Origin of the sequence: Sphingopyxis sp. HIX (genome assembly GCF_001468285.1) — a bacterium.
Classification (GTDB): domain Bacteria; phylum Pseudomonadota; class Alphaproteobacteria; order Sphingomonadales; family Sphingomonadaceae; genus Sphingopyxis.
In genome coordinates, this window is sequence record NZ_LNSB01000044.1 from 1 (window position 1) to 24085 (window position 24085).

24 protein-coding genes are annotated in these 24085 nt (G+C 67.6%); 13 read left to right on the forward strand and 11 right to left on the reverse strand.

Going from position 1 to position 24085, the window contains the following annotated elements; translation table 11 throughout:
- Positions 1–93: 93 nt before the first annotated feature.
- The 5 genes from ATE62_RS18210 to ATE62_RS18230 are packed head-to-tail and all read right to left on the reverse strand — an operon-like array spanning position 94 to position 5193.
- On the reverse strand, positions 94–1422 hold the full coding sequence (locus ATE62_RS18210; RefSeq protein WP_058818575.1) for an amidohydrolase family protein: 1329 nt from the start codon (positions 1420–1422) through the stop codon (positions 94–96).
- Entirely contained in the window at positions 1419–2384 is a 966-nt protein-coding gene (locus ATE62_RS18215; RefSeq protein ID WP_058818576.1) for a CoA transferase, read from the reverse strand. The genes ATE62_RS18210 and ATE62_RS18215 overlap by 4 nt, the downstream gene beginning before the upstream one ends.
- A complete protein-coding gene (locus ATE62_RS18220; RefSeq protein ID WP_058818577.1) occupies positions 2381–3364 on the reverse strand; it encodes an enoyl-CoA hydratase/isomerase family protein in 984 nt (327 codons plus the stop codon). Before ATE62_RS18220 ends, ATE62_RS18215 begins: the two co-directional genes overlap by 4 nt.
- Before the next feature lie 9 nt (positions 3365–3373).
- Positions 3374–4879 carry a class I adenylate-forming enzyme family protein gene (locus tag ATE62_RS18225; protein ID WP_058809642.1) on the reverse strand — a complete coding sequence of 502 codons (1506 nt, stop codon included), beginning with the start codon at positions 4877–4879 and terminating at the stop codon, positions 3374–3376.
- A 5-nt stretch (positions 4880–4884) separates the two neighbouring features.
- On the reverse strand, positions 4885–5193 hold the full coding sequence (locus tag ATE62_RS18230; RefSeq protein WP_058809643.1) for a hypothetical protein: 309 nt from the start codon (positions 5191–5193) through the stop codon (positions 4885–4887).
- Between the two features lie 111 nt (positions 5194–5304).
- Between ATE62_RS18230 and ATE62_RS18235 the strand changes: the two genes are divergently transcribed.
- The 3 genes from ATE62_RS18235 to ATE62_RS18245 are packed head-to-tail and all read left to right on the forward strand — an operon-like array spanning position 5305 to position 7464.
- Positions 5305–6840, forward strand: a complete 1536-nt coding sequence (locus ATE62_RS18235; RefSeq protein ID WP_058809644.1) for an acyl-CoA synthetase — start codon at positions 5305–5307, stop codon at positions 6838–6840.
- A 46-nt stretch (positions 6841–6886) separates the two neighbouring features.
- The gene (locus tag ATE62_RS18240; RefSeq protein WP_058809645.1) at positions 6887–7210 is read left to right on the forward strand and encodes a hypothetical protein; all 324 of its coding nucleotides are present in this window, start codon (positions 6887–6889) and stop codon (positions 7208–7210) included.
- 44 nt (positions 7211–7254) lie between these two features.
- The gene (locus ATE62_RS18245) at positions 7255–7464 is read left to right on the forward strand and encodes a hypothetical protein (protein WP_058809646.1); all 210 of its coding nucleotides are present in this window, start codon (positions 7255–7257) and stop codon (positions 7462–7464) included.
- 51 nt (positions 7465–7515) lie between these two features.
- On the opposite strand, the gene ATE62_RS18250 is transcribed toward ATE62_RS18245, so the two are convergent.
- Together ATE62_RS18250 and ATE62_RS18255 are read right to left on the reverse strand one after the other, a co-directional pair.
- Positions 7516–7854, reverse strand: a complete 339-nt coding sequence (locus ATE62_RS18250; protein WP_058809647.1) for a YnfA family protein — start codon at positions 7852–7854, stop codon at positions 7516–7518.
- A complete protein-coding gene (locus ATE62_RS18255; protein WP_058809648.1) occupies positions 7851–8264 on the reverse strand; it encodes a MerR family transcriptional regulator in 414 nt (137 codons plus the stop codon). The genes ATE62_RS18250 and ATE62_RS18255 overlap by 4 nt, the downstream gene beginning before the upstream one ends.
- Positions 8265–8333: 69 nt before the next feature.
- Between ATE62_RS18255 and ATE62_RS18260 the strand changes: the two genes are divergently transcribed.
- Complete coding sequence (locus ATE62_RS18260; protein ID WP_058809649.1) at positions 8334–8951, forward strand: cation transporter; 618 nt, start codon at positions 8334–8336, stop codon at positions 8949–8951.
- Positions 8952–8965: 14 nt separating this feature from the next.
- Here the strand turns inward: ATE62_RS18260 and ATE62_RS18265 are convergent, their stop codons facing one another.
- Both ATE62_RS18265 and ATE62_RS18270 read right to left on the reverse strand, forming a co-directional pair.
- The gene (locus tag ATE62_RS18265) at positions 8966–10681 is read right to left on the reverse strand and encodes a sulfatase-like hydrolase/transferase (RefSeq protein WP_058809650.1); all 1716 of its coding nucleotides are present in this window, start codon (positions 10679–10681) and stop codon (positions 8966–8968) included.
- A gap of 67 nt (positions 10682–10748) precedes the next feature.
- Positions 10749–13019, reverse strand: coding sequence for a TonB-dependent receptor (locus tag ATE62_RS18270; RefSeq protein WP_058809651.1), 2271 nt, complete (start codon positions 13017–13019; stop codon positions 10749–10751).
- Between the two features lie 351 nt (positions 13020–13370).
- Here ATE62_RS18270 and leuC point away from each other — a divergent pair, with 351 nt between their 5' ends.
- Entirely contained in the window at positions 13371–14792 is a 1422-nt protein-coding gene (gene leuC / locus ATE62_RS18275; RefSeq protein WP_058809652.1) for a 3-isopropylmalate dehydratase large subunit, read from the forward strand.
- Here leuC and leuD read toward each other — a convergent pair.
- Complete coding sequence (leuD, locus tag ATE62_RS18280) at positions 14789–15373, reverse strand: 3-isopropylmalate dehydratase small subunit (RefSeq protein WP_058809653.1); 585 nt, start codon at positions 15371–15373, stop codon at positions 14789–14791. The genes leuC and leuD overlap by 4 nt on opposite strands.
- 171 nt (positions 15374–15544) lie before the next feature.
- Here leuD and ATE62_RS18285 point away from each other — a divergent pair, with 171 nt between their 5' ends.
- Both ATE62_RS18285 and ATE62_RS18290 read left to right on the forward strand, forming a co-directional pair.
- On the forward strand, positions 15545–16051 hold the full coding sequence (locus ATE62_RS18285) for a MarR family winged helix-turn-helix transcriptional regulator (protein ID WP_058809654.1): 507 nt from the start codon (positions 15545–15547) through the stop codon (positions 16049–16051).
- 71 nt (positions 16052–16122) lie between these two features.
- On the forward strand, positions 16123–16698 hold the full coding sequence (locus ATE62_RS18290) for an NADPH-dependent FMN reductase (protein WP_058809655.1): 576 nt from the start codon (positions 16123–16125) through the stop codon (positions 16696–16698).
- Here the strand turns inward: ATE62_RS18290 and ATE62_RS18295 are convergent.
- Entirely contained in the window at positions 16695–17153 is a 459-nt protein-coding gene (locus ATE62_RS18295; protein ID WP_058809656.1) for a MarR family winged helix-turn-helix transcriptional regulator, read from the reverse strand. The genes ATE62_RS18290 and ATE62_RS18295 overlap by 4 nt on opposite strands.
- Positions 17154–17295: 142 nt before the next feature.
- Between ATE62_RS18295 and ATE62_RS18300 the strand changes: the two genes are divergently transcribed.
- The 6 genes from ATE62_RS18300 to ATE62_RS18325 are packed head-to-tail and all read left to right on the forward strand — an operon-like array spanning position 17296 to position 23969.
- A complete protein-coding gene (locus ATE62_RS18300) occupies positions 17296–18930 on the forward strand; it encodes a long-chain-fatty-acid--CoA ligase (protein ID WP_058809657.1) in 1635 nt (544 codons plus the stop codon).
- A gap of 26 nt (positions 18931–18956) precedes the next feature.
- Positions 18957–20084, forward strand: a complete 1128-nt coding sequence (locus ATE62_RS18305) for an alpha/beta hydrolase (protein WP_058809658.1) — start codon at positions 18957–18959, stop codon at positions 20082–20084.
- A 1-nt stretch (position 20085) separates the two neighbouring features.
- Positions 20086–21060 carry a phosphotransferase family protein gene (locus tag ATE62_RS18310; protein WP_058809659.1) on the forward strand — a complete coding sequence of 325 codons (975 nt, stop codon included), beginning with the start codon at positions 20086–20088 and terminating at the stop codon, positions 21058–21060.
- Between the two features lies 1 nt (position 21061).
- A complete protein-coding gene (gene eno, locus ATE62_RS18315; protein WP_058809660.1) occupies positions 21062–22360 on the forward strand; it encodes a phosphopyruvate hydratase in 1299 nt (432 codons plus the stop codon).
- A complete protein-coding gene (locus ATE62_RS18320) occupies positions 22357–23277 on the forward strand; it encodes an NAD(P)-dependent oxidoreductase (protein ID WP_058809661.1) in 921 nt (306 codons plus the stop codon). Before eno ends, ATE62_RS18320 begins: the two co-directional genes overlap by 4 nt.
- A complete protein-coding gene (locus tag ATE62_RS18325) occupies positions 23277–23969 on the forward strand; it encodes an alpha/beta fold hydrolase (protein ID WP_058809662.1) in 693 nt (230 codons plus the stop codon). The genes ATE62_RS18320 and ATE62_RS18325 overlap by 1 nt, the downstream gene beginning before the upstream one ends.
- The last annotated feature ends 116 nt before the right edge of the window (positions 23970–24085 follow it).

Here is a 24085-nt window from a genome sequence, read left to right on the forward strand (position 1 = left end):
GCATCGCGACCAGATATGACAGGCTCCCCGCAAACTACCTGGCCAGCCTCTATCTCGCATCAATCCGCTTCTGGGCCTGAATGTCGAATCAACCTAGGCCTGCCAGACGATCGCACCACCGATCAGCGTGAGAGCCACGGTACCGAGCGCCCCCGCCTCCTCGGGCCAGTCGTACAGCATCAGGTCCGCTGGCGCCCCGACCGCGAGCGGCCCCTGATACAGCGCCAGCGCCTCCGCCCGCCCGATGGCTTCACCGCCACCGATCACATCGCCGCCCCGCGTCCGCCGATCGGTTGCCGCGCGCAGCGCCACCCAAGGATTTGCATCGCCATAGGGTGCATCCGATCCCCCGAGCACCCGCACCCCGCTGCGCGTCAGCGAGCCGAGCCGGTAGAGGTCGTCGAGTTCGCCCGTCTCCATCTGCACAAGATAACGGTCGCCGCGATCGTGGATGAAATTGGGCTGCGTCACCACCGTCAGCCCCGCGGCCGCAATATCGCCGATCAGGCTCGCCGCGATCATCCCGCCATGCTCGATCCGGTCGCCGGGTTTCGTCCCGCCAGCGATGGCCAAGGCTTCCAGATAGAAAACCAACTCCCCAAGCGTCACGCAATGCGCCGCGACATTCCGCCCCAGCACCCGCGCCGCCGCGATCCGCCCCACCACCGCCTCGATCGGCGGCAAGTCATTCTCGTCGAGCAGCAGCTTGACCGGCCCCAGTCTATAGCCATCGCCCACGGGCAAAGCCTCGGTCCCCATCATCACCAGCCGCTGCGGCATCGCCCCCGCCAGTAGCTTCGCCTCGTCCGCGCCATTCGACGCCCCCGCGTCGGTCACGCCGGTCACGCCCCATTCGGCGAACTTTGCCCCTAGCGCGGCGAGCGACGGCGGCGCCCCGCCGATCCGCTCGCGCAGCCAGGCATCGCCCCGCCAGATACGGCCACTGGGCTTCCCGCCCACGCCAAGCTCGACGCAAGCGGGGAAGGGCGCTTCGTCCAGTGCGGCGACCCCCGCGCTGTTGAGCAGCCAATAGCCCCCCGTTCGGTCCTGCACGCGCAACGGCCGGTCGGGCAGCCAGTCGTCGAGCACCGCGCGGTCGGGCAATCCGGCCACCCGCTCGTCATAACCGATCGCGCGCACCCATGCTCCCGGCGCCGCGGCACGCAGCTTCGCGATCACCGCATCGACGCTCCGGCAATCGGTCAGGTCGACCGACTCCATCCGCGCCGCCGTCGCCAGCAAATGCAGGTGATGATCGTGCAGCCCGCCGCCCAGCGTCAGCCCGCGCGCATCATATTCGGGGCCGTGCCCCGCCACCGCCGCGCCCATCGCCGTGACGCGGCCATCGCGCACGCCCACCGCCAGCGGCGCGCCATCGGCGCAGCGTGCATTGCGGATGATCAGGTCGAAGATGTCGCTCACGCCATCGCTTTTGCGAAAGTCGCCGCCGTCCGTGCAAGCGAAACGTCGATCACCCCGCCTTGCTGCGCCGCCAGCGCCTCGAGCGCCAGCGTCGCCGCGGTCAGCCCGGTCAGCGGGTCGGCCAGCGCATCGCCGACGAACTGCGGCCGATCCTCGTCCCAGCGCACCAGCCCGCCCGCCGCCGCGCAATCGTCGCCGAAACCCACGCGCATCGCCGCATCGCCGGTCCAACCGTGCGCGGTGATTGCGATCCACAACAGGTCGGGATTGATCCGGAACAGATGCTCTTCATCGAGCCCCAGCCGTGCCAGCGCATGCGGTCGCGCCGAGCTGATCAGCACCCGCGCCTCGCCGATCATCGCGAGCAATTCGGCACCGTCGATATCCGCCGACACGCGCCGCTTGTCGCCATTCAGCCGCCCGTCGAGCTTGGGCGTATGCATTCGCGTCGGGTCGGGTCGCCCGTCGCTCTCGACCTTCACCACCGCATGCCCCGCCTCGGCGAGCAGCGCGCCGCAATAGGGCCCAGCCCACAGCGCCGACAGGTCGAGCACGATCCCGTCGGTCGTCCGGCAACTTCGAAGGTCGGATGGCACCAACGGCGTGGCCTCGCCGATCTTTGCCACCGGCATATGCAGCTTCGCCGCCGCCGTCACCATCTCGTCCGCCGCGCGCGCGTCGGCCGCGCCCTGGATCGCCTGCCACGGCTCGTCGTCGAGCGCCGCGCCCGTCCATGCCGGCACCAGCTCGCGATCCTCCTCTCGCGCCAGCGACACCGCCATCCAGCCGCCGCGGCACTTCACCATCCGGCAATGGCGGTTCGGCGACCACTCGCCCGGTTCGGCGAGCGTCAGGTCGTCGTCCCGCGACAGCGCGCGGCGCGGGTCGAACGCGATGCACCCGCCCGATGCCGCGACCAGCCGCTCGCCCGCCGCCGCGACCGCATCGAGCAGCGCCGTCACACGCCGCCCTCGATCTTATGCACCAGCCCCCATTCGAGTGCCTGCGCCGCGCCGACGCGCTTGCCCAATAGCAGCATCCACAGGGTGCGATGCCGCCCGATCGCGCGGGCGACGGTTGCGGTCCCGCCCGCGCCGGGGATCAGCCCCATGCCGAGCTCGGGCAGCTGGAACCAGGCATCGGGCGCCGCGATGCGGTGATGCGCCGCCGCCGCGACCTCGATTCCCGACCCGACGCAGGCGCCGTGCAGCCGCACCGCGCCGCGCTCGCCCAGCGCATCGATCGCGCGCGCGCAGCTGTGCAGCGTCCGCACCAGATGTGCCTCAGCCAGGTCGCGTGCGCTGCCGAATTCGGGGAGGTCGCCGCCGGTCGAGAAACATTTGCCCGCGCCGCGCAGCAGCACCTCGGGCCGGCTCGGATCGTCGAGCGCGTTGGCCAGCGCCTCGTACAGCGCGTCGCGCATCGCGGCGGTCATCGCATTGTGATTGGCGGGATCGTCGAGCGTCAACGTCAGTCGGTCGCCCTCGCGCGCAATCGTCACCGGCTCGGCAGGCGTCGGCGGGCCGTCGTCGATCTTGGCCGCCGCCCGCCAGCGCGCAAACTCCGCCCCGCCGAGCAGCGACGAATAGGCAAAGGATTCGGCGGTCAGCGCGTCGGCCAGCGGCATCTTCGCGGTCAACCGCAGCAATTGCGCCGCGATCGTCGCCGCGTTCGGGTTCGCCCGCACCGCATCGGCCAGCGCCTCGACCTGCGAAAAGCTCGCCACGGACACCCATGGGCGCGGCGCATCCGCCGCCATGGTCAGCAACAGGTCGAAATCACCGGCTACCACCGCCGGCAGCGCGCCTTCGCGGTCCACCCCGATCACCACCGCCTGGATCGCCACCTTCGGCCGCACCCAGCGCGCCGCATCGACGACCAGCACCGGCTCGCCGCCCGGCGCGGACAGGCGGTCGGCGCCCAAATGGTCGGCTGTCGTCATTGCGCCGTCCTAACCGGCGCAAACCTCTTCGGCCAGTTCGGCCTTGAGCACGCGGCGCAGCAGCTTTCCGGTCTCGTTATAAGGAAGCTCATCGCGCACAAACCATTGCTCGGGGGTCTTGGTCGAACGCAGCTTGGCCTTGATCGTTGCCGCCATCGCCCCGGTATCGGGCGCGCCCGAGCGCGACACGATCACCGCGACGACCTTTTCGCCCCATTTCTCGCAAGGGATGCCGAGTACCGCGCAGTCGGCGATATCGTCGAAGCCGCGCAGCACATCCTCGATCTCGCCGGGCGAGATATTCTCGCCCCCGCGCACGATCACATCGTCGAGCCGCCCCTCGACGAACAGATAGCCGCCCGCGTCGAGCCACCCCGCGTCGTTGGTCGCGAACCAGCCGTCGTCGGCGATCGCCTTCTTGTGCAGATATTCGCCCGACACCTGCTCGCCGCGCACATGGATCTCGCCATGCTCGCCGACGTCGCAGCAGCTGCCGTCCTCGCGCCGTATCTCGAGTTCGAGGCTCGGCAACGGCTGCCCGACCGACGCGATGCGCCGCCTTACGACGGGATCGTCGGAGGCAAAGGCGGCGCGATGATCCTCGGCGCCGAGCAGCGCGATCGTCGAGCTCGTCTCGGTCAGCCCATAGGCATTGACGAAGGCGACGTGCGGCAACATGCCCAGCGCGCGCGCGATCACCGCTTCGGGCATCTTGCCGCCGCCATAGGACAGCGCGCGCAGGGCAGGGAGGGTCTCGCCCGTCGCCGCCATCACGTCGAGGATGCGATCGAGCATCGTCGGCACGACCATCGCATGGGTGATGCCCTCGCGCGCCGCGGTCGCGACCCAGTCCTCGGCGGTGAAGGCGGGCAGATAGACGATCCGCCGCCCGCCATAGGCCGCGGTCAAAATCGCCGAAATCCCCGCGATATGGTAACTCGGCACGCTCACCAGCGCCGCCTCGTCTTCGTCGGCGCCGAGGAATTCGACCGTCGACATCACATAGGAGGTGAGGTTGCCGTGGCGCAGCACCGCCGCCTTGGGTTCGCCCGTCGTGCCGCTGGTGAACAGCAGCACCGCAATGTCATTCTCGGCCTCGTCGAGCAGCACGGGCTCGGGTACCTCGCCGCGCAGGAACTCGGCCTCGAAATCACTCCGCGCAACCAGCTCGACGCCGTCGACCGGCGCGATGCGTGCCAGCATATCATCGTCGGCGACCAGCATCGCGGGCGCGGTGCGCGCGACCAGCTTGTTGAGGTCGGCATCGGCCAACCGATAGTTGAGCGGCACGAAGGGGGTGCCCGCCATCCCGCTCGCGAACAGCAGTACGGGCAGGGCGTCGCCGTTCATGCCGAGGAAGGCGGTGTTCGCCTTGCCCTTGCCCGCCAGCCACGCCGCCACCCGGCTTGCGCGTGCGCGATAGGCGGCGAAATCCAGCCCGTCGGCGCGCCCGCCGACCGCCGGGCGGTCGCTGCAGGCGTCGGCGGCGATGTCGAGGAGCAGCGGCGTGCGCATTGCGGTCAGTCCGAGGCGGGAAGCGGCTTCGCGCCCTTGATCGTCATCGGGGTACCGTCGAACGCCAGCGATCCCTTGCCCGCCTTGGCGCCCAGCACCTCGATCCCGCTCGCCTCGTCGGTGTAGCGCTTGCCGATCAGCACCCCCTCGGCGAACGCCGGATCGACGGCGCCGCTCGGTGCGCTCGCATCGTCGATCGGCAGCACCGGCGCGCCGCCGCACTGCAATTCGCCGGCGGCGCTCGGTGGCCGCACCACGACCAGCTGCGCATCGCAAACCGCGGATTTCCAGCGCGAACCCGGCTTCAGTTCCATGTCACTCGATCCTTTCCCGTGGCGCCCGTCTGTCGCCTTTGCTCCGCCAATATGTCAATCGACATAGAAAGTAAACGTAGTTATATAACTCAAAAGAGCAAAGGGAGAACGATGCATCCACGGCATTTTGCGGCAACAGCGCCCGATCGCCCCGCGATCGTCATGGCGGCGGACGGCGCGGGGACACGCTACGCCGAACTCGAAGCCGTCGCAAATCGCGGCGCGCAATTGTTCCGCTCGCTCGGCATCACCCGCGGCGATACCGTTGCGGTCTGGCTCAAGAATGTCCGCGAATATTTCGAGATCTATTGGGCCGCGCAGCGCGCCGGCCTCTATCTTTGCCCGATCTCGAATCAGCTTACGCCCGACGAGGCCGCGTACATCCTGGCCGACAGCGGCTCGAAACTGCTCGTCACCCACGCCGATGTGCCCGCCGCGGCGACGTTGGTCGCAGGTCGCGCCGAGCTGATCCCCCGCGTCGCGCATATCTTCGACCTCGGCCCCGGGCTCGCGGCCTCCTGGCAGGCGGCCGTGGCGGCGCAGCCGGCAACCCGCATCGCCGACGAGTCGGCGGGCTATCACCTCGTCTTTTCCTCGGGGACCACGGGCCGGCCCAAGGGCATCCGCCTGCCGCTCTCGGGCGAGCCCGCCGAGGCCCCGCACATGCTCGCCGAACGCATGGCGGCGCGTTACGGCATCGGTCCGGACAGCGTCCTCCTGTCGCCCGCGCCGCTCTACCACACCGCGCCGCTCGCTTACGGCATGTCGGCGCATCGCCTCGGCGCGACCGTCGTCATCATGGAGAAGTTCGACGCCGAGGAGGTGCTGCGCCTGATCGAAAAGCACCGCGTCACCTTCATGCAGATGGTGCCGACGATGTTCATCCGCCTGCTCGCGCTCCCCGATGAGGTCCGTGCGCGCTACGACATCTCGTCGCTCGAAAAGATCGTCCACGCCGCCGCGCCGTGCCCGGTCGAGGTCAAGCGCCGGATGATCGCCTGGCTCGGCCCGATCGTCTACGAATATTATGGCGGGTCGGAAGGAAACGGCTCGACCTTCATCACGCCGCAGGAATGGCTCGACCATCCCGGCTCGGTCGGCCGCGCCGACTGGGGGACGCTCCATATCTGCGGCGAAGATGGCGAAGAGGTCGGCCCGGGTGTCGACGGGCTCGTCTATTTCGAGGGCGGCTGGGATTTCCAGTATTTGAACGATCCCGGCAAGACCCGCGACGCGCGTCATCCGCAACACTCCGGCTGGTCGACGCTCGGCGACATCGGCCACGTCGATGAAGAAGGCTATCTCTACCTCACCGACCGCAAGAGCTTCATGATCATCTCGGGCGGGGTGAACATCTATCCGCAGGAGGCCGAGAACCTGCTCATCCAGCACCCCGAGGTCGCCGACGTCGCGGTCATCGGTGTCCCCCACGCCGAGATGGGCGAGGAGGTCAAGGCGGTGGTTCAGCCGAAAGACTGGAACGCCGCCGGCCCCGACCTCGCCGCGCGGCTGATCGCCCATTGCCGCGACCATCTCAGCCCGATCAAATGCCCGCGCTCGGTCGACTTCGACCCCGCGCTGCCGCGCCACGACACGGGCAAGCTCTACAAACAGGCGGTGCGCAAACGCTATTGGCCGGCCCAATAGCGGTGGGCGCATTGCGCGGTCGAACCAAAGCCGCCATAACCGCCGCATGATGCGCACGCTTCTCGGCATGTTCCTGGCGTTGATGCTGTCGCTCCACGGCCCGGCGGGCTGCGCCGCCGCGCTGGCCGCGCCGCCGCCCGATCCTTGCGCATCGATGCAAGCCATGCAGGCCGACGGCGGCGACCAGTCGACGCCCGACGACAAGGCACCGCACACCTGCGAGCGCCTCTGCTACCTCGCAGGCGTCGCGGTCTCGGAGCCGGGGCTTGGTGCACGGCTTGGCTTTCCGGCCATCCGGCCATCGACATGGGCGGCGGCGCGCCACGACCATGAGGCTGCGCCCGCAACCCCGCCGCCGCGGCACGTCTGAAAACGGACTTTCATTCGAATTTTCAGATTTTCAGGAGATAGATCATGTTGAACCGCGTTTTTGTCGCCGCGCTTGCGCTGGCGGCCACCACCCCCGTGCTTGCCGCCGAACCGGCTGCCGAAAAGCCGAAGTGCGAATGCTGCGCCAAGATGAAGGATGGCGCAGGCATGAAGTGCTGCGACGGTGACAAGGAGGTGCCGAAGTCCGGCGCCGAAGCCGGCGGCGATCCGCACAAGGATCATGCCGGCCACTAAGGGCTGAAACGGATCGGGCGTCCGAGCGATCGGGCGCCCGTTTCCATTCGGCTAGCTGCGCCCCGGGCCCCACAGGATCAGCGCCGCGCCGCCGAGGCACACCAGCCCGCCGAGCAGATCCCAGCGGTCGGGCGATACGCCCTCGACCATCTTCAGCCACACCAAGGAGGCGATGATATAGACGCCGCCATAGGCCGCGAAGGCGCGCCCCGCCGCCTCGGCCTCGACGCGCGTCAGCGCATAGGCGAAAAAGGCGAGGGCGAGCGCGCCCGGCACCAGCCACCAGGGCGATTTGTCCAGCCGCAGCACCGCCCAGAAGGCGAAGCAGCCCGCGATCTCGCCCAACGCCGCCAGCACATACCAGCCGATCGTTGCCAGCGGCGCACTCATGCGTGCGCGCCTTCGCACAGATGATGGTCGCCCAGCGCCTCGATCACCCGGCAATCGCCCGCCAGCCCGCCGCGGCAGCGCCCGACGATCCGCGCCAGTTCGTCGCGGAGCGCCTCGAGTTGCGCGATCTTCGCCTCGACCTGTTCCAGATGTCCCGTCGCGATCCGGTCGGCCTCGCCGCAGTCGCGCTCGGGATGGTCCGACAGGTCTAGCAGCGAACGGATCTCCTCGATCGTGAAGCCCAGGTCGCGCGAATGGCGCACGAAGGCCAGCCGCGACCGGTGCGCCTCGCCATAACTACGGTAATTCGCCGCGGTGCGGTGCGGCTCGGGCAGCAGCCCGATGCGCTCATAATAGCGGATCGTCTCGATGTTGGCGCCGGTCACCCGCGCGAGTTCGCCGATTTTCATGCCTTGACCCTGTAGTTGCTACAGGGTGCATATAAGCGGTCGACTCGAAACCCCAAGGAGATTCGGCAGATGGCCGACCAATGCTGTGCCGGTAAGAGCGGCAAGACCGCGCTCAACGACCCCAAGTGGCGCCGTGTCCTGTGGATCGCGCTCATCATCAACGCGGGCATGTTCGCGGTCGAGATCGTCGCGGGGGTCGCGGCGGATTCGCGGGCACTGCAGGCCGACGCGCTCGATTTCCTCGGCGACGCCGCCAATTATGCGATCAGCCTTGGCGTAGCGGGCATGGCGCTCGCCTGGCGCGCGCGCGCGGCACTGTTCAAGGCCGCGACGATGCTGCTCTTCGGATTGGGCGTGCTCGGCGCGACCCTCTGGGGCTTCATGACCGGCACCTCGCCACATCCCGAAACGATGGGCGTGATCGGTTTCGCCGCGCTGGTCGCCAATGTCCTCGTCGCGCTGATGCTCTACCGCTACCTCACCGGCGACGCGAACATGCGTTCGGTGTGGATATGCTCGCGCAACGACGCGATCGGCAACCTCGCCGTGCTAGCCGCAGCGCTCGGCGTGTTCGGCACCGGGCGCGGCTGGCCCGACCTCGTCATCGCGGGCATCATGGCCGGCCTCGCCATCTGGGGCAGCCTCGAAGTCTTCCGCCAGGCGCGCGGCGAACTCGCCGCCGCCTGACGCGGACACGGGGCTCAGCCCGGCTGGTTGTACATCTCGGTCGGCCCCGGATATTCGCGCCCGTCGTCGAGCCCGACGCCGATCTCGCGGTCGGCGAGCGCGTTGACCATCGCGTTGAGCCGCATCACCTCCTTGCGGTGCTTCGGCTCACTGGCGAGGTTGACCATTTCCTTCGGGTCCGCGTGGGTGTCGTAAAGCTCGAGGTCGTTGCGCGCGCTCAGCGTCTTCCAGTCCTTGGGCTGGTGATGATGCGCCGGCGCGAAATAGCGCGCGAACTTCCAGCGCCCGTCGTGCACGCCGCGGTGGAGGCGGCGCTTTTCGAGATCGTAGATCTTGCCGTAATCGGCCACCTGTTCGCCCGGCGGACGCGGGCCGACAACGCGCGCCGAATTGGGCTCCCACATATGCGCGACGGCATAGTTGAAGAAATGCCCGCGCCTGTCGCGCTCGGTCGGCGCCGTCGGCGACGACAACAGCCCCGAGACATCGACCCCCGGCAGGTCCGGAAAGCGATTCCTGCCTTCGTCGGCCGACAGCCCCGCGATCGTCATCAGCGTCGGCGCGATGTCGATCGCGCCCATCAGGCCCTTGGTGGTCTGCCCGCCCTTCACATCGGGGTGCGCGATGATCATCGGGATATTGGTTTCCTCGCGGTACATCGTGCCCGCCTTCTGGCGCAGCCCGTGCGCCGCGGCGCGTTCGCCATGGTCGCTGGTGTATAGGATGATCGTATTGTCGATCTGGCCGCTCTCCTTGAGCGCCCACAGCAATTGCCCCAGCCGCCGGTCGACGTCGCGCAGGCAGTTGTAATAATAATTGTTGAAGCGATGCCAGCTGTCGAGGTCGCCCAGCGGCATCGGCCCGTAGAAAAGATCGTTGAGCCGCTGGATGCCCTTGTGCGCTTCGGGCTTGGTGGAAAGGTCGTCCTTGTAGAAGCTCTCGGGCAGGTCGAACTTGTTGTCGACCTCATAGATCGGGTCGCCGGGCTCGCGGCGCAGCGGCGCGAGGATATCGGGGTGCGTGCGGTGCTTCGCCTGCTCGCCCGTCGCGTCGTAGAACATGATATCGTGCGGGTTGATCAGCCCGACGACCATGAACCACGGCTTGCCCCCGGCCTTGTCGCGCCGCACGAAGTCGAAGATGCTGCGCGCCGCATCGCCCGCGACATACATGTCGGCGCGGTAGCCGTCCCATGTCAGCCCCAGTTCCTCGCCGTCGAAGCCGTAATCGTGGAAGCCGTATTTCTCCATCATCCGCTCGGTGCTCGGATAGATGCCGCCGGGCACGCGGTTCCAGTTGCGCTCGAAATTCATCCGCGCGAGGTGCCACTTGCCCTTGTAGCTGGTGTAGTAACCTGCCGCCTGCATCATATGCCCCAGCGTCGGCATATCCTCGGCCGCGACGGGGTTTGGCGCATTGTCGCTGTTCAGGAACAGCCCCGTCTGCTGCGTGTGATGCCCCTGGAAGATCGTCGAGCGCGACGGGGTGCAAGGCGTGGTGTGGACATGGTAATTCTCGACCAGCATCCCGCGCTCCATCAACTCGCGGTGATGCGGCAGCTTTTCGAGCAGCCCCTTGGGATAGCTCGCGACGCTCTGCTCCTGATCGGTGACGATCATCAGCACGTTGAGCTTCTTGCCGTTCTTCGCGATCGCCGGCATCGCCAGCCCCGCCGCCGCCATCGCCCCCATGCCGCCGACGAAGGTGCGGCGATCGACATTCCAGCTCATCTCATTCTCCCAGCATTTCGACGGTCGGCCCGCGCCAGACGATGTGCCTGGCGCGGGCCAAGCATGGTCAGAATTTGAACGACAGATCGACCCCGAATTCGCGCGGCGCCTGATAGAATTGGCTGATCGGCGTCGCGCCCGCATTGGTCGCGCCCGAGATCACTTCCTGGTCGGTCAAATTGGTGCCGTAGAGCGTGACCTTCCACTTCTCGTCCTCGCCCGCGACCGCGATGCTTGCGTTGAGCAGCACCACCTCGTCGCGGTAATAGCCGGGATTGTTGCTGCGGCCCCAGGTGTTGAAGCGCGACGAATAGCGCGCGTCGCTGTGCAATTTGACCTCGCCGAAGCCCGTCGGGATCGCATAGTCGACCGACAGGCTGCCGCTCCACTTGGGCGCATTGGCGAGGTCGAGTCCCGACGAATCGGTCGGCACCGCGAAGGTGCCGTTGGGCACGCCGTTGATCAGGATCGGCACCGCGGGTCCGCACTGGCCGGGCTCGGGCGCGCCGTTGGTGAACACGCCGTTGGTGTCGGCGCAGAAGTCGGTGTAGCGCGCGTGCAGACAGGCGAGGTTGGCGCCGATCGTGAAGCCCTGCGCCGGGCGCAGCACGCTCTCGATCTCGAAGCCATAGATTTCGGCCGCGGCGATGTTGGTCGTGATATTCTCGGCGCGGACCGACCCCATCTTGGTCACCGAGCTTTGCAGGTCGGTATATTTGTTGAGGAAGCCCGCGACGTTCAGGCGCAGCAGCCGGTCGAACAGGTCGCTCTTCGCGCCGATCTCATAGGCGGTGACGCGCTCGGGATCATAGGGGCCGACATTCTCGGGGATGGTGCCGCGCGAGTTGTAGCCGCCGGCCTTATAGCCCTGCGAATAATTGGCGTAGACCATGATGTCGGGGGTGACTTCGTAATTGACCGTCAGCCGCGGCGTGAATTCGGCCCAGCTCGCCTCGAGGCTGCTCGCGAAGGACGAGGTCTGGTTGCCGTTGACGCGCACCTGCGACGCGATGTCGTATTTCTTCCGGTCGTGGCTGTAGCGCCCGCCCATCGACAGCGTCAGTCCGTCGGCGGGGTGCGCGTTGACCAGCGCGAACAGCGCATAGCTTTCGGTGTCCTGGTGCAGCTGCGCCAGCGTCGTCGTGGTCGGCGTCGCCAGCACGGTGTTGAACTGGCGCCACTTGTCGGCCTGATAATAGAGGCCGACGACAAAATCGACCGGCTCGCCCGCGGGCGAGACGTAGCGCAGCTCGGCGCTCTTCGAATCGCCCGCAAAGTCGCGCGTCACGTCGAGCTGCGGCGCCGGGGTGATCAGCCCGTCGAAGTCGCCGCGGGTGATATATTTGAGGTCGCGGTAGCCGAGCACCGCGCTCACCGTACCCCAGCCCACGTCGAGGTTCGAGTTCCACGACCCGCCCCAGCTTTCGGTGTTGGCGAAGGGATCGAACAGCACCGCGGCCTTGCGCACGTCGGTCTTCACGACATCGGGCAACAGGTCCCAGTTCGGGTCGCCATTGTCGAGCACATGCGGCGCCGGCCCCGTCGTCTTCTGCTTCAGCCAGTCGACGACCAGCGTCGAATCGAACGCGCCGCCCGCATCATATTCGAGCGCGCCGCGCACCGACTTCACATTGGCGCCGTTCAGCCGGTTGCCCGTGATGACGTTGCGGCTGTAGCCGTTGTAGTCGCGAAAATTCACCGCGACCTTGGCGGCGAGCGCATCGCCCGCGAAGCGCCCCGAGTTGATCTTGCCGCGGAACTGCTTGAGCCCGTAGGAGCCGAGCGACACCCGCGCTTCGCCGCCGAAATCGTCGGTCGGCCGCGCGCTGATGACGTTGAGCGTGCCCGCGAGGTTGTTCTTGCCGAACAGCACGCCCTGCGGGCCTTTCAGGATTTCGATGCGCTCGACGTCGAACAGGTCGAGCATCGTGCTCGACACGAAGGGGATATAGACGCCGTCGATGATCGTGCTGACCTTGGGGTCGGCGTTGGGGTCGGGGTCCGAGGTGTTCATGCCGCGGATCGAGATCATCGGCACGTTGGCGACCAGCCCCTGCGTCTGGAGCACGACGTTCGGCGCGAGGCCGTTGAGGCTGGTGATGTTGGTGCTGCCGCTGCCCTCGACCATCTCCGAGTTGAAGGCCGAGATCGCGATCGGCACGTCCTGCACGCTTTCCGAGCGACGCTGCGCGGTGACCAGTATCTCGCCATAGGTCTCGTCGGTGCCCGTCGTGTCCTCGGCGGCGGCGGTGTCCGCGGTATCGGCGTCCTGCGCCATTGTCGGGGCGGCGGTCAGCGCCATCGCGGCGGTCGAAAGCATCAGCAAAGCAGTCTTCATAAATACCTCCCGTGCAAGGTCGTCGGCGGGCGCCGTCCGCGCGCCATCGGCGGCGGAACCGCGGGAGCGCGTCCGACCTCATCAGTCACAGAACGGGGTGGTTTCCGGCGCAGGCCGTGCTGCCGTCGGCTTGGGATATTTGACATATCCTCGGCGCGTGCCGTCGGCTTTTCCTCGTTCCCGGACCGGGCATATCATTCCGGGAAAATACTTCAAGTACTAAGTATAATTTTTCAGCCAGGTGAAAAATCGGCGCAAAACCGCTTGCGCCATCGCGCGTCATCGCCATATAGTTAGGTATCTAAGGAATATGCGCGCCCGCGCACGCGGGCGCCGACGGGGCGAGGCAGCATGGCAGCTACGGCACGGGGCCGCACGCTTTACGACAGGATCTGGGACGCGCATGTCGTCGCCGAGGACGATGGCGAATCGATTCTCTACATCGACCTGCACCTGCTGCACGAGGTGACCTCGCCGCAGGCCTTCGCGGGGCTCGCGGCGGAGGGCCGGACGGTGCGCCGCCCCGAACTGGCGCTCGCGCTCTCCGATCATAATGTCCCGACCGAGGGGCAGGCGGCGGGCGTCGCGGCGGTCGCCGATCCCGAGGCACGCGCGCAGCTCGCGGCGCTCGAAGCCAATGCCGACCGCTTCGGCATCGCGCGTTTCGCGATGGGCGATGCCCGGAACGGGATCGTGCATGTCGTAGGCCCCGAACAGGGACGCTCCTTGCCCGGCATGACGGTCGTCTGCGGCGACAGCCACACCTCGACCCACGGCGCCTTCGGCGCGCTGGCCTTCGGCATCGGCACCAGCGAGGTCGAGCATGTGCTCGCGACGCAGACGATCCGCCAGCGCAAGTCGCGCAACATGCGCGTCACCGTCGACGGCGTGCTTGCGCCGCACGTCTCGGCCAAGGATCTCGCGCTCCATCTGCTGCGGCGTATCGGTGTCGACGGCGCCACCGGCCATGTCATCGAATATGCGGGATCGGCGGTACGCGCGCTGTCGATGGAGGCGCGGATGACGCTCTGCAACCTCAGCATCGAGATGGGCGCGCGCGCCGGGCTCGTCGCGCCCGACGAGGCGACCTTCGCCTATCTGGAGGGCCGCCCTGCGGCGCCGCGGGGCGCGGCATGGGGCAGGGCGGTCGCCCGCTGGCGCACGCTCGCCAGCGATGCCGATGCCGCCTTCGACCGCGAACTCCGTATCGACGCCGCCGACGTCGGCCCGATGGTCAGCTGGGGCACCAACCCGTCGCAGGTGATCGGCATCGGCGATCTAATCCCCGACCCCGCGGCGCTGGACGATCCCGAGGCGCGCGAGAGCGCGTATCGCGCGCTCGCCTATATGGACCTCGCGCCGGGCCGGCCGATCGCCGGCCAGCGGCTCGACCGCGTCTTCATCGGCAGCTGCACCAACAGCCGGATCGAGGATCTGCGCGTCGCCGCCGCGGTCGCGCGCGGGCGCAAAGTCGCGCCGCATGTCCGCGCGATGGTCGTGCCCGGGTCGGGACTCGTCAAGCAGCAGGCCGAGGCCGAGGGGCTCGATGCGATCTTCCGCGCCGCGGGTTTCGACTGGCGCGAGCCCGGCTGCTCGCTCTGCGTCGGCATGAACCCCGACCGGCTGGCGCCCGGCGAGCGCTGTGCCTCGACCTCGAACCGCAATTTCGAAAACCGCCAGGGCCGCGGCGGCCGAACCCACCTGATGAGCCCCGCGCTCGCCGCTGCCAGCGCGATCGGGGGCGCCATCGCCGCGCCGGAGATGCTGGACTAAGCCGTCGCCTCGAACCGCGCGATCGCATCCGCATGGCGCAACGTCCGTCCGATATCGTCGAGCCCCTCCATCAGCACCCGCCGGTCGCCCGCGTCGATGGCAAATGCCACCACCTCGCCCGACGCCAGCCGGATTTCCTGCGCTTCCAGGTCGATCTCGACCGGCGCATGCTGCGCCAACTCGATCTCGCGTGCCAGCCGAGCGCAGACCTCTTCGGGCAGGCGGATCAGCAGCAGCCCGTTCTTGCGCGCATTGCCCGCGAAGATGTCGCCGAAGCTCGGTGCGATGACGCAGCGGATGCCGAAATCGGCGAGCGCCCACACCGCATGCTCGCGCGACGAGCCGCAGCCGAAATTGCGGTCGGCGATCAGTATTTGCGCCGCGCGCGCCGCGGGCCGGTTCAGAACGAACGCGGCGCGCTCGCTGCCGTCCGGGGCATGGCGCAGTTCGTCGAACAAATGCCGGCCCAGCCCCTCGCGGGTCAGCGCCTTCATGAAGCGCGCCGGGATGATCATGTCGGTATCGACATTGGCCAGTGGCAGCGATACCGCGACCCCGCGCACCCGCTCGAACTTCCGCACACCAGCCTCCTTGCTATAACTTAGTAATCTAAGTAGTGTCCCATGGTCATTTTGTCCACCCAATCGACCGGTCCCGGCGACTGCGGCGACGATAGTGGTTGCCGCCCGAATCCGGGGCCTCTAAGAATTGAAGACACAAGGCCGCCCAATCGGCCACAGGGGAGCAGTGCATTGGCCAAGACCAAAGAGAGCTTTCGGCATCCCGCCGAATATTACACCGACCCCGAAAACAGTATCGGCTATCTCGCGCGCGTGGTCTTCCGCTCCTTTTCGCGGCTGCTTGAACGCCGCACGCTGACGCACGACGTGTCGGCGGGCCAATGGCGCTTCCTGCGCCAATTGTGGCGCGAGGACGGCATCACCCAGCGCGAGCTCAGCGAACGCGTCGGCATGCGCGAGCCGACCACCGTGGTGGCGCTGAAAGGCCTCGAAAAGGCGGGCTTCATCACGCGCAAGAAGACCAGCGACGACCGCCGCAAGACCTTCATCTTCCTGACGCCGCACGCGCGCAAGCTCGAACTCGTGCTCGCGCCGATGAACGCCGAGATCCACGAGATCGCGACGCGCGGGATGAGCGACGAAGAGGTCGAGCAGCTCCAGGGGCTGATGCGCCGCGTGATCGGCAACCTCGCCGACGAGACGCGCAATCTTTCGGTGCTTTCCGACGTCAAGGCTTGATCGGAGTCTCCCATATTGCCATGGCGGGAGCGAATCGGTTAGTATTCTAACTATTCGCTTCGGGAGGGATCATGACCAAAATCGCGGTAATCGTCGGCAGCACGCGCGACGGCTCGTTCAACCGCGCGCTCGGCGCGCTCGCGGCGGCGCGACTGGAAGCGCAGGGCGCCGAGGTGACCGTCGTCGATCTCGCGGCGCTCGACCTGCCGATCTACACCGCCGCGCTCGAGGCGAACGCCTTTCCCGCCGACGCGCTGAAGCTCAAGGCGACGCTCGTCGCGCAGGACGGGCTGCTCTTGGTCTCGCCCGAATATAATGGCTCGATCCCGGCGCTGCTCAAGAATGCGATCGACTGGGCCTCGCGCCCGACGGGCGACGAAGGGCTCGTCGCGCTCACCGCCTTTCGCGGCAAGGCGGCGGCGATCATGGGTGCGTCGATCAGCCCCTTCGGCGGCATTCGCGGGCTCGCGCACCTCCGCCAGATCCTCGGCACCGTCCAGATGCTGGTGATTCCCGACCAGGTGCTCGTGCCCAACGCGCACGCGGCGTTCGACGAAGCGGGCCAGCTCAAGGACGCGCTCCCCGCGTCGCTCGTCGACATGACCAGCGCGCGACTGGTCGCGGTGGCAAAGGCGCTCGCGGCCTAAGCCGACTTCCTTTTCGCCGGCGGCGCCGCGCGCTCGATATTGTCGCCCCAGTCGGCTTCGAGCGCGTCGAGCAGCGCGTCGAACTTGTCCTGTCCCAGCACCGCGGCGATCTGCGCGGTCAGTGTGTCCATCGCGCGCTGCGCGTCCTTGCGCATCCGCGCCCCGGTCTCGGTCAGCGACACGATCATGTGCCGCCGGTCGCTGGGGTCGGTCTCCAGCTGGACGATGCCCAGCGCGACCATCTGGTTGATCGTGCTGTGGATCGCCTGCCGCGATACGCCCAGGTTGCGCGCGATGTCCGACGGGCGCACCACGCCGCTGACGATATTGGTCATCACCATCGATTGCGGGCGGTTGACGTGGGGCCAGCCGCGGTCGTGCAGCCGCGCCTGCAGACCCTCGTCGAGCCAGCAGAAGCGTTGGAACAGCGCGATGATCAACTGGTTGGTGCGCATGATATGCAGCTGGAAATTCCCTGTTTTGCCCGATCCGACGCTAGAAGAAGGGCAGGGGCGGCGCAAGGCGAAGCGGCATTGCAATGCCAAAATGCTTAGTATACTATCTTTCTGGCGAACAGGGACGGAGGATCGCGGGACCATGATGGGATTGATGCAGGATGTGCCGCTGACCGTGGACCGCATCCTCGACCATGCCGCGAACTGGCAAGGAAACCGCGAAATCGTGTCGCGCGATGCCGAGGGCCGCGTCACCCGCTCGACCTACGCCGCCATCCACGCCGATGCGAAGCGCGTCTCGAATGCGCTCGCCGCCGAGGGAATCAAGCAGGGCGACCGCGTCGCGACGATGGGCTGGAACAGCGCGCGCCACCTGTCGGCCTGGTATGGCGCGGCGGGCATGGGGGCGGTGCTCCACACGCTCAACCCGCGCCTCTTCCTCGAACAGATCGCCTATATCGCGAACCATGCCGGCGACCGCCTGCTCATCGCCGACCCCGCGACCGCCGACCTCGTCGAAGAACTGTTGCCGCAGGTGCCGAGCATCGAGAAGGTGATCTTCTTCTGCGACGCCGCGTCGCTGCCCCAGACCAGCTTTCCCGCCATCGCCTTCGACGACTGGATCGCGGGCCAAACCGCCGATTTTGACTGGGGCGGTTTCGACGAAAATGCCGCCTGCGGGCTCTGCTACACCAGCGGCACCACGGGCAATCCCAAGGGTGTGCTCTATTCGCACCGCTCCAACTACATCCACGCGCTGATGACGCTCCAGCGCGACGCGCTCGGCCTCTCGGCGCGCGACACTGTGCTGCTCGTCGTGCCGATGTACCACGCCAACGCCTGGGGCGTCGTCTATTCGGCACCCGCGGTCGGCGCCAGGCTCGTGCTGCCGGGGCAGCGCATGGACGGCGAATCGATCTACAATCTGATCGAGCAGGAGGGCGTTACTTACTCGGCCGCCGTCCCGACCGTGTGGCAGATGCTGCTCCAATATATGCAGGAGAATGGCAAGCGCTTCACCACGCTCGAACGCGTCACCATCGGCGGCTCGGCGTGCCCCGAATCGATCATCCGCACCTTCCGCGACGATTATGGCGTCGACGTCATCCAGGGCTGGGGCATGACCGAAACCTCGCCGCTCGGCACCGTGTCGGTGCCCAATGCGTCGGTCGCTGCGAAATCAGAGCCCGAGCAGATGGCGTACAAGCTCAAGCAGGGCCGCCTGCTCTGCGGGCTCGAGATGAAGCTCGTCGACGACGCCGGCAACCGCCTGCCGCATGACGGCAAGACCCCCGGCCGGCTGATGATCAAGGGGCCGACGATCGCCGGCGCCTATTTCGGCGGCGAAGGCGGCGACGTGCTCGATGCCGAGGGCTTTTTCGACACCGGCGACGTCAGCACGATCGACGGCGAGGGCTATATGCAGATCACCGACCGCGCCAAGGATGTCGTCAAGTCGGGCGGCGAATGGATCAGCTCGATCGAGATCGAGAATATCGCCATGGGGCATGATGCGGTCGCCAACGCCGCGGTCGTCGGCGTGTCACATCCCAAATGGGACGAACGCCCGATCCTGCTCTGCCAATTGAAGCCCGGCGCCAGCGCAACGGCCGCCGACCTGACCCAATATCTCGACGGCAAGATTGCCAAATGGTGGATGCCCGACGACGTCCTCTTCGTCGACGACATCCCGCTCGGCCCGACGGGCAAGATCGACAAGAAAGCGATCCGCGCCGGGCTGGAGGGCTACAAGCTGCCCTTCGAGGTCAGCCGCTAGAACAACCGGAAACAGGAGAGAGACATATGGATCCCAATGGCATCGAGGGCCTCGACGCGACTTTCATCGGCCGCGCGCCGCCGACCGCGCCGCGCATCCAGGCGGGCGGCCACCCGTGCCAGGGCATCTATTGGACCGAGGCGGGCAAGCGGCCGAAGGTCGCGATCATCGCCACCCACTATAATGTCGATTTCTCCGAACATTATATCGCGCCTTACTTTGCGCGGCAGGGCTTCGGCTTCCTCGGCTGGAACACCCGCTATCGCGGTTTCGAGGACCAGTTCCTGCTCGAACATGCCGTGCTCGACATCGGCGTCGGCATGAAATGGCTGAAGGAAGAGGCGGGCGTCGAGCAGATCGTCATCCTCGGCAATTCGGGCGGTGGATCGCTGATGGGCGCCTATCAGGCCGAAGCCATCGCGCCGACGCTCACCGACCGCCTGCCCTCGGTCGGCCAGGACGCGCTCGCGCAGCTGGTGAAGGGCGACCTCTACATCAGCTTCAACGCGCACCAGGGCCGCCCCGAAGTCCTCACCGACTGGATGGACGCCTCGGTGATCGACGAGAATGATCCGACGCTGACCGACCCCGAACTCGATCCGTTTAACCCCGATAACGGACCGCCCTATTCGGGCGAATTCATCGCGAAATATCGCGCCGGCCAGCGCGCCCGCAACCAGCGCATCACCGACTCGGCGAAGGCCGAGCTCGCACGGCTCAACGCGGCGGACATCCCCGACCGCATCTTCCCGCTCTTCCGCTGCTGGGGCGACATCCGCTGCGTCGATCCCGCGATCGACCCGTCGGAGCGCAAGCCCAACTGGTGCTATCGCGGCGACCCCGCGATCGCCAACCGCACCCCCAGCATCGGCCGCGCCAACACGCTCAAGACCTGGCTCAACATGTGGAGCCTCGAAACCTCGCCGTGCCAGGGCCAGCCGCATCTCGCGAAGCACGACACGCCGGCGCTGGTGGTGCAGGGGCTCGCCGACACCGGCGTCTTCCCCAGCGATGCGCGCAAGATCTTCGATTTCCTCGGCTCGACCGACAAAAAGATCGAACTGATCCCCGGCGCGCATTATTTCGAGGATTCGATCAAGGAACGGCAGGACGCCGCCGACCTCGTCGGCGCGTGGATCCGGGAGAAGCTGTGACGTGACGGCGGACGCCGACATCATCGAGGCGCTGCGCGGCGCCGGGCTGGCGGGGGAGGGCGAGGTCGTCCTCCAGCCGCTGACCGGCGGCGTGTCGTGCGATGTGTGGAAGGTCGACAGCCTCGCCGGCCCGATCGTCGTCAAGCGCCCGCTGCCGCAGCTCCGCGTCGCCGCCGAATGGCTCGCCCCCGTCGAGCGCGGCACCAGCGAGGTGCGCTGGCTGCGCCGCGCGCGCGGCGTCGATCCGTATATCGCGCCCGAGGTGCTCGCCGAGCTGCCCACCGGCCACGCCTTCGCGATGCGCTTCCTCCCCGGTTGCCCGGTGTGGAAGGACGAGCTGATGGCGGGGCGCGTCGATGCCGGTTTCGCCGCGCAGGTGGGGAAGGGCATCGCCGCGGTCCACGCCGCCACCGCGTACAACGACGCCGACCGCGCCGACTTCCCCAACGACCACATGTTTCGCGCGCTGCGCGTCGATCCCTTCCTGCTCTATGTCGCGCAGCAGGATGCCGAACTCGCGCCCGCACTCACCGCGCTCGCCGCCGACCTGTCGGGGCGCAAGATCGCGCTCGTCCATGGCGACGTCAGCCCTAAGAATATCCTCGTCAGCGCCGACGGCCCGGTCTTCCTCGACGCCGAATGCGCGGTCTATGGCGACCCCGCCTTCGACCTCGCCTTCTGTACCACGCACTTGCTGCTCAAGGCGGTGTGGTCGGGCGACGTGCGGCTGAACGCGGCCGCCGCCACGCTCGTCGCAGCCTATCGCGCCGGCATCGACTGGGAAGATGCCGAGGACCTGCTGCTCCGCGCGGGCAAGCTCACCGCCGCGTTGCTCCTCGCGCGTGTCGAGGGCAAGTCGCCCGCGCCCTATCTCACCGACCCCGAACACAAGACGATCGTCCGCGATCAGGCGCGCGCGCTGATCCGCGCGCCGGAGCCCATCGACACGCTCGTCGCCAACTGGAAAAGGATTTGAAATGACGTCGCCCATCGCTTCCGTCACCGGCCGCCAGCTCTGGGATTCGCGCGGCCGCCCCACGGTCGAGGCCGAAGTCACACTCGCCTCGGGTGCCGTCGGACGCGCCATCGCCCCCGCGGGCGCCTCGCGCGGCGCGCATGAGGCGATCGACCTGCGCGATGGTGGCACGGCCTTCGGCGGCTATGGCGTCAACCGCGCCGTGGCAGGCATCGGCGCCGAGATCGCCCCCGCGATCACCGGCATGGACGCCTATGATCAGGCCGCGGTCGATGCCGCGCTCTGTGCGCTCGATGGCACCCCGAGCAAGGCGCGCCTCGGCGCCAATGCCGTCGTCGCGGTGTCGATGGCGGTGCTCCACGCCGCCGCCGCCGATGCGCGGCTGCCTTTGTGGCGCTATCTCGCGGGCGATAAGAAGGTTCGCATCCCGCTCCCAGAAATCCAGATTTTCGGAGGCGGCGCGCACGCCGGGCGGCGCACCGATGTGCAGGACTTCATGATCATGTGCCCGACGGCGGGCAGTTTCCGCCGCGCGCTCGAAATCACCGACGATGTCTACCGCGCCGCGGGCAAGCTCATGGAAGCCAAAGGCCCGCTCAGCGGCGTCGCCGACGAGGGCGGCTGGTGGCCGAACTTCGCCTCGAACGAAGATGCGCTCGATACGCTGACCAAGGCGATCGAGGCGAGCGGCCACCGAGCGGGCGAGGATGTTTTCATCTCGCTCGACATCGCGGCCAACGAACTCGGCGATGCTTCGGGCTACAGCCTCGCCCTCGACGACGGCCGCCTGACGAGCGAGGCGATGGCCGCGCGCATCATCGAATGGGCGGGCCGTTATCCGATCCTGTCGATCGAGGACCCCGCGGGGCAGGACGACTGGACCGCGATGGCCGCGGTCACCGCCGCGATCGGCGACCGCGTGCAGATCATCGGCGACGATGTGCTCGTCACCAACGCCGAACGCGTCGCCCGCGCCGGCGATGCAGGCGTGTGCAATGCTGCGCTCATCAAGGTCAATCAGGTCGGCACCGTCACCGAGTCCAAGGCTGCACTCGACGCCGTCGTCGCGCGCGGCTGGGGCGCGATCGTCTCGGCGCGCTCGGGCGAGAGCGAGGACGTCACCATCGCGCATCTAGCGACGGGCTGGAACGCCGGGCAATTGAAGGTCGGCAGCTTCACCCGCTCCGAACGCATGGCGAAATGGAACGAGATGCTGCGCATCGAGGAAGCGATGGGCGCCGACGCCGTGTTCGCGGGCTTCTCGGCCTTCGCCGGCAGCATTGGCGCGGTCGCGGCATGATCGTCCTCCACGCGCGCCCCAGCCCCGGCTTCCGCGAGGCGGTCGATGCGATCTTCGGCCCCGGCGTCGTGACGCATGTCGATGAGGCCGCGCCGCTCGGCGAAGTGGCCCCCGACATCACCGCGCTGCTCCATGTGCTGACCCCGGTGACGCCCGAGTTCATCGCATCGGCGCCCAAATTGAAGCTGATCCAGAAGCTCGGCGTCGGGGTCAACACCATCGCGCTCGACGCCGCGCGGGACCACAAGGTCGCGGTGTGCAACATGCCCGGCACCAACAGCCAGGCGGTCGCCGAAATGGCGCTGTCGCTGATGATGGCGGTGCTGCGCCGCACCTGCTTCTTCGACGCGCGCACCCGCGCCGGGCAGGGCTGGACCGCCGACCCCTCCGAACTCGATCAGGTCGGCGAGATCGGCGGGCGCACCATCGGCCTCGTCGGCTTCGGCCATTCGGCGCAATTGCTGGCGCCAGCCCTCGCCGCACTCGGTGCGAAGATCGTCTACACGGCGCGCAGCAAGCGCGACGTGCCCTACGAATATCTGCCGCTCGACGAACTGCTCGGCACCAGCGACATCGTCTCGCTGCACATGCCGCTGACCGAGGAAACGCGCGCCAGCATCGACCCCTTCGCGATGAAGAAGGGCGCGGTGCTCATAAACACCGCGCGCGGCGAACTCGTCGATCAGGCGAAACTCGTCGAAGCCCTGACCAGCGGCCATCTCCGCGGCGCGGGTCTCGACGTCTTCGCCGAAGAACCGCTGCCGCACGGCAATCCGCTGCTCGGTCTGCCCAATGCCGTGCTTGCCCCGCACATAGCCTGGCTCACCCCCGAAACGCTCGTCCGCAGCCTGACCGTCGCGCACGAAAACTGCCGCCGCCTCGTCGCTGGCGAACCGCTCCTGCATCAGGTGATCTAATGTCGCTCCCCATCGTCCTCATCACGGGCCAATTGCTCACCGACGCCGTCTGGCAGCCTTTGCTCGACGCCTGGCCCAACCGCGACATCATCGTCGCCGACAACCGGAGCGACGACACGATCGAGGGCTTTGCCCAGCGCCTTCTCGACAATGCCCCGCCCAAATTTGCGCTCGTCGCCCACGCGATGGGCGGCTTCATCGCCTTCGAGGTCATGCGCCGCGCGCCCGAACGCGTCGCGAAGCTCGCGCTGATCTCGACACTCGCCTCCGCTGACGGGCCCGCGCAGACCGCGCGGCGGCAGGGCTATATCGATCTCGTCGAAGCCGGAAATTTCGACCAGGTCGTCGAGGAACGCATCCCGATCCTCTTCCCCGAGGAAAAGCGGGACGATGAACGCCTGCTCGGCATCGCGCGCCGTATGGCCGCCGACACCGGCGCCGACACCTTCCTCGCCCAGCAGCGCGCGATCATGGCGCGCATCGACAGCCGCCCGCGCCTCGGAGAGATCGCGGTCCCGACCTTGCTGATTTGGGGCGAAAAGGACGGCATCACCAGCCGCGCGCATCATGACGAGATTTTGGATGCCATCCCCGGCGCGAAGCTGGAAGTGATCACGGGGGCCGGGCATTTGCCGACCGTCGAGGCGCCCGAGATTGTGGTGCCGCTGCTGAGCGAGTTTATCGAAGCGTGACACCCCCTCCCGCAAGCGGGAGGGGCAGCGAGACTTGGCAGCTTGCTGCCTAGTCGCAGCGGGGTGGGCATTCGCCCCGTTGCTGGCCCACCCCCGACCCCTCCCGCCTGCGGGAG

Coding starts and splice junctions, on each gene's coding strand:
- eno (WP_058809660.1), top strand. CDS start 21,062: ATGACGTCGCCCATCGCTTCCGTCACCGGCCGCCAGCTCTGGGATTCG.
- ATE62_RS18230 (WP_058809643.1), bottom strand. CDS start 5,193: ATGGAACTGAAGCCGGGTTCGCGCTGGAAATCCGCGGTTTGCGATGCG.
- ATE62_RS18225 (WP_058809642.1), bottom strand. CDS start 4,879: ATGCGCACGCCGCTGCTCCTCGACATCGCCGCCGACGCCTGCAGCGAC.
- ATE62_RS18295 (WP_058809656.1), bottom strand. CDS start 17,153: ATGCGCACCAACCAGTTGATCATCGCGCTGTTCCAACGCTTCTGCTGG.
- ATE62_RS18300 (WP_058809657.1), top strand. CDS start 17,296: ATGATGGGATTGATGCAGGATGTGCCGCTGACCGTGGACCGCATCCTC.
- ATE62_RS18270 (WP_058809651.1), bottom strand. CDS start 13,019: ATGAAGACTGCTTTGCTGATGCTTTCGACCGCCGCGATGGCGCTGACC.
- ATE62_RS18240 (WP_058809645.1), top strand. CDS start 6,887: ATGATGCGCACGCTTCTCGGCATGTTCCTGGCGTTGATGCTGTCGCTC.
- leuC (WP_058809652.1), top strand. CDS start 13,371: ATGGCAGCTACGGCACGGGGCCGCACGCTTTACGACAGGATCTGGGAC.
- ATE62_RS18260 (WP_058809649.1), top strand. CDS start 8,334: ATGGCCGACCAATGCTGTGCCGGTAAGAGCGGCAAGACCGCGCTCAAC.
- ATE62_RS18290 (WP_058809655.1), top strand. CDS start 16,123: ATGACCAAAATCGCGGTAATCGTCGGCAGCACGCGCGACGGCTCGTTC.
- ATE62_RS18305 (WP_058809658.1), top strand. CDS start 18,957: ATGGATCCCAATGGCATCGAGGGCCTCGACGCGACTTTCATCGGCCGC.
- ATE62_RS18255 (WP_058809648.1), bottom strand. CDS start 8,264: ATGAAAATCGGCGAACTCGCGCGGGTGACCGGCGCCAACATCGAGACG.
- ATE62_RS18245 (WP_058809646.1), top strand. CDS start 7,255: ATGTTGAACCGCGTTTTTGTCGCCGCGCTTGCGCTGGCGGCCACCACC.
- ATE62_RS18235 (WP_058809644.1), top strand. CDS start 5,305: ATGCATCCACGGCATTTTGCGGCAACAGCGCCCGATCGCCCCGCGATC.
- ATE62_RS18220 (WP_058818577.1), bottom strand. CDS start 3,364: ATGACGACAGCCGACCATTTGGGCGCCGACCGCCTGTCCGCGCCGGGC.
- ATE62_RS18250 (WP_058809647.1), bottom strand. CDS start 7,854: ATGAGTGCGCCGCTGGCAACGATCGGCTGGTATGTGCTGGCGGCGTTG.
- ATE62_RS18265 (WP_058809650.1), bottom strand. CDS start 10,681: ATGAGCTGGAATGTCGATCGCCGCACCTTCGTCGGCGGCATGGGGGCG.
- ATE62_RS18320 (WP_058809661.1), top strand. CDS start 22,357: ATGATCGTCCTCCACGCGCGCCCCAGCCCCGGCTTCCGCGAGGCGGTC.
- ATE62_RS18325 (WP_058809662.1), top strand. CDS start 23,277: ATGTCGCTCCCCATCGTCCTCATCACGGGCCAATTGCTCACCGACGCC.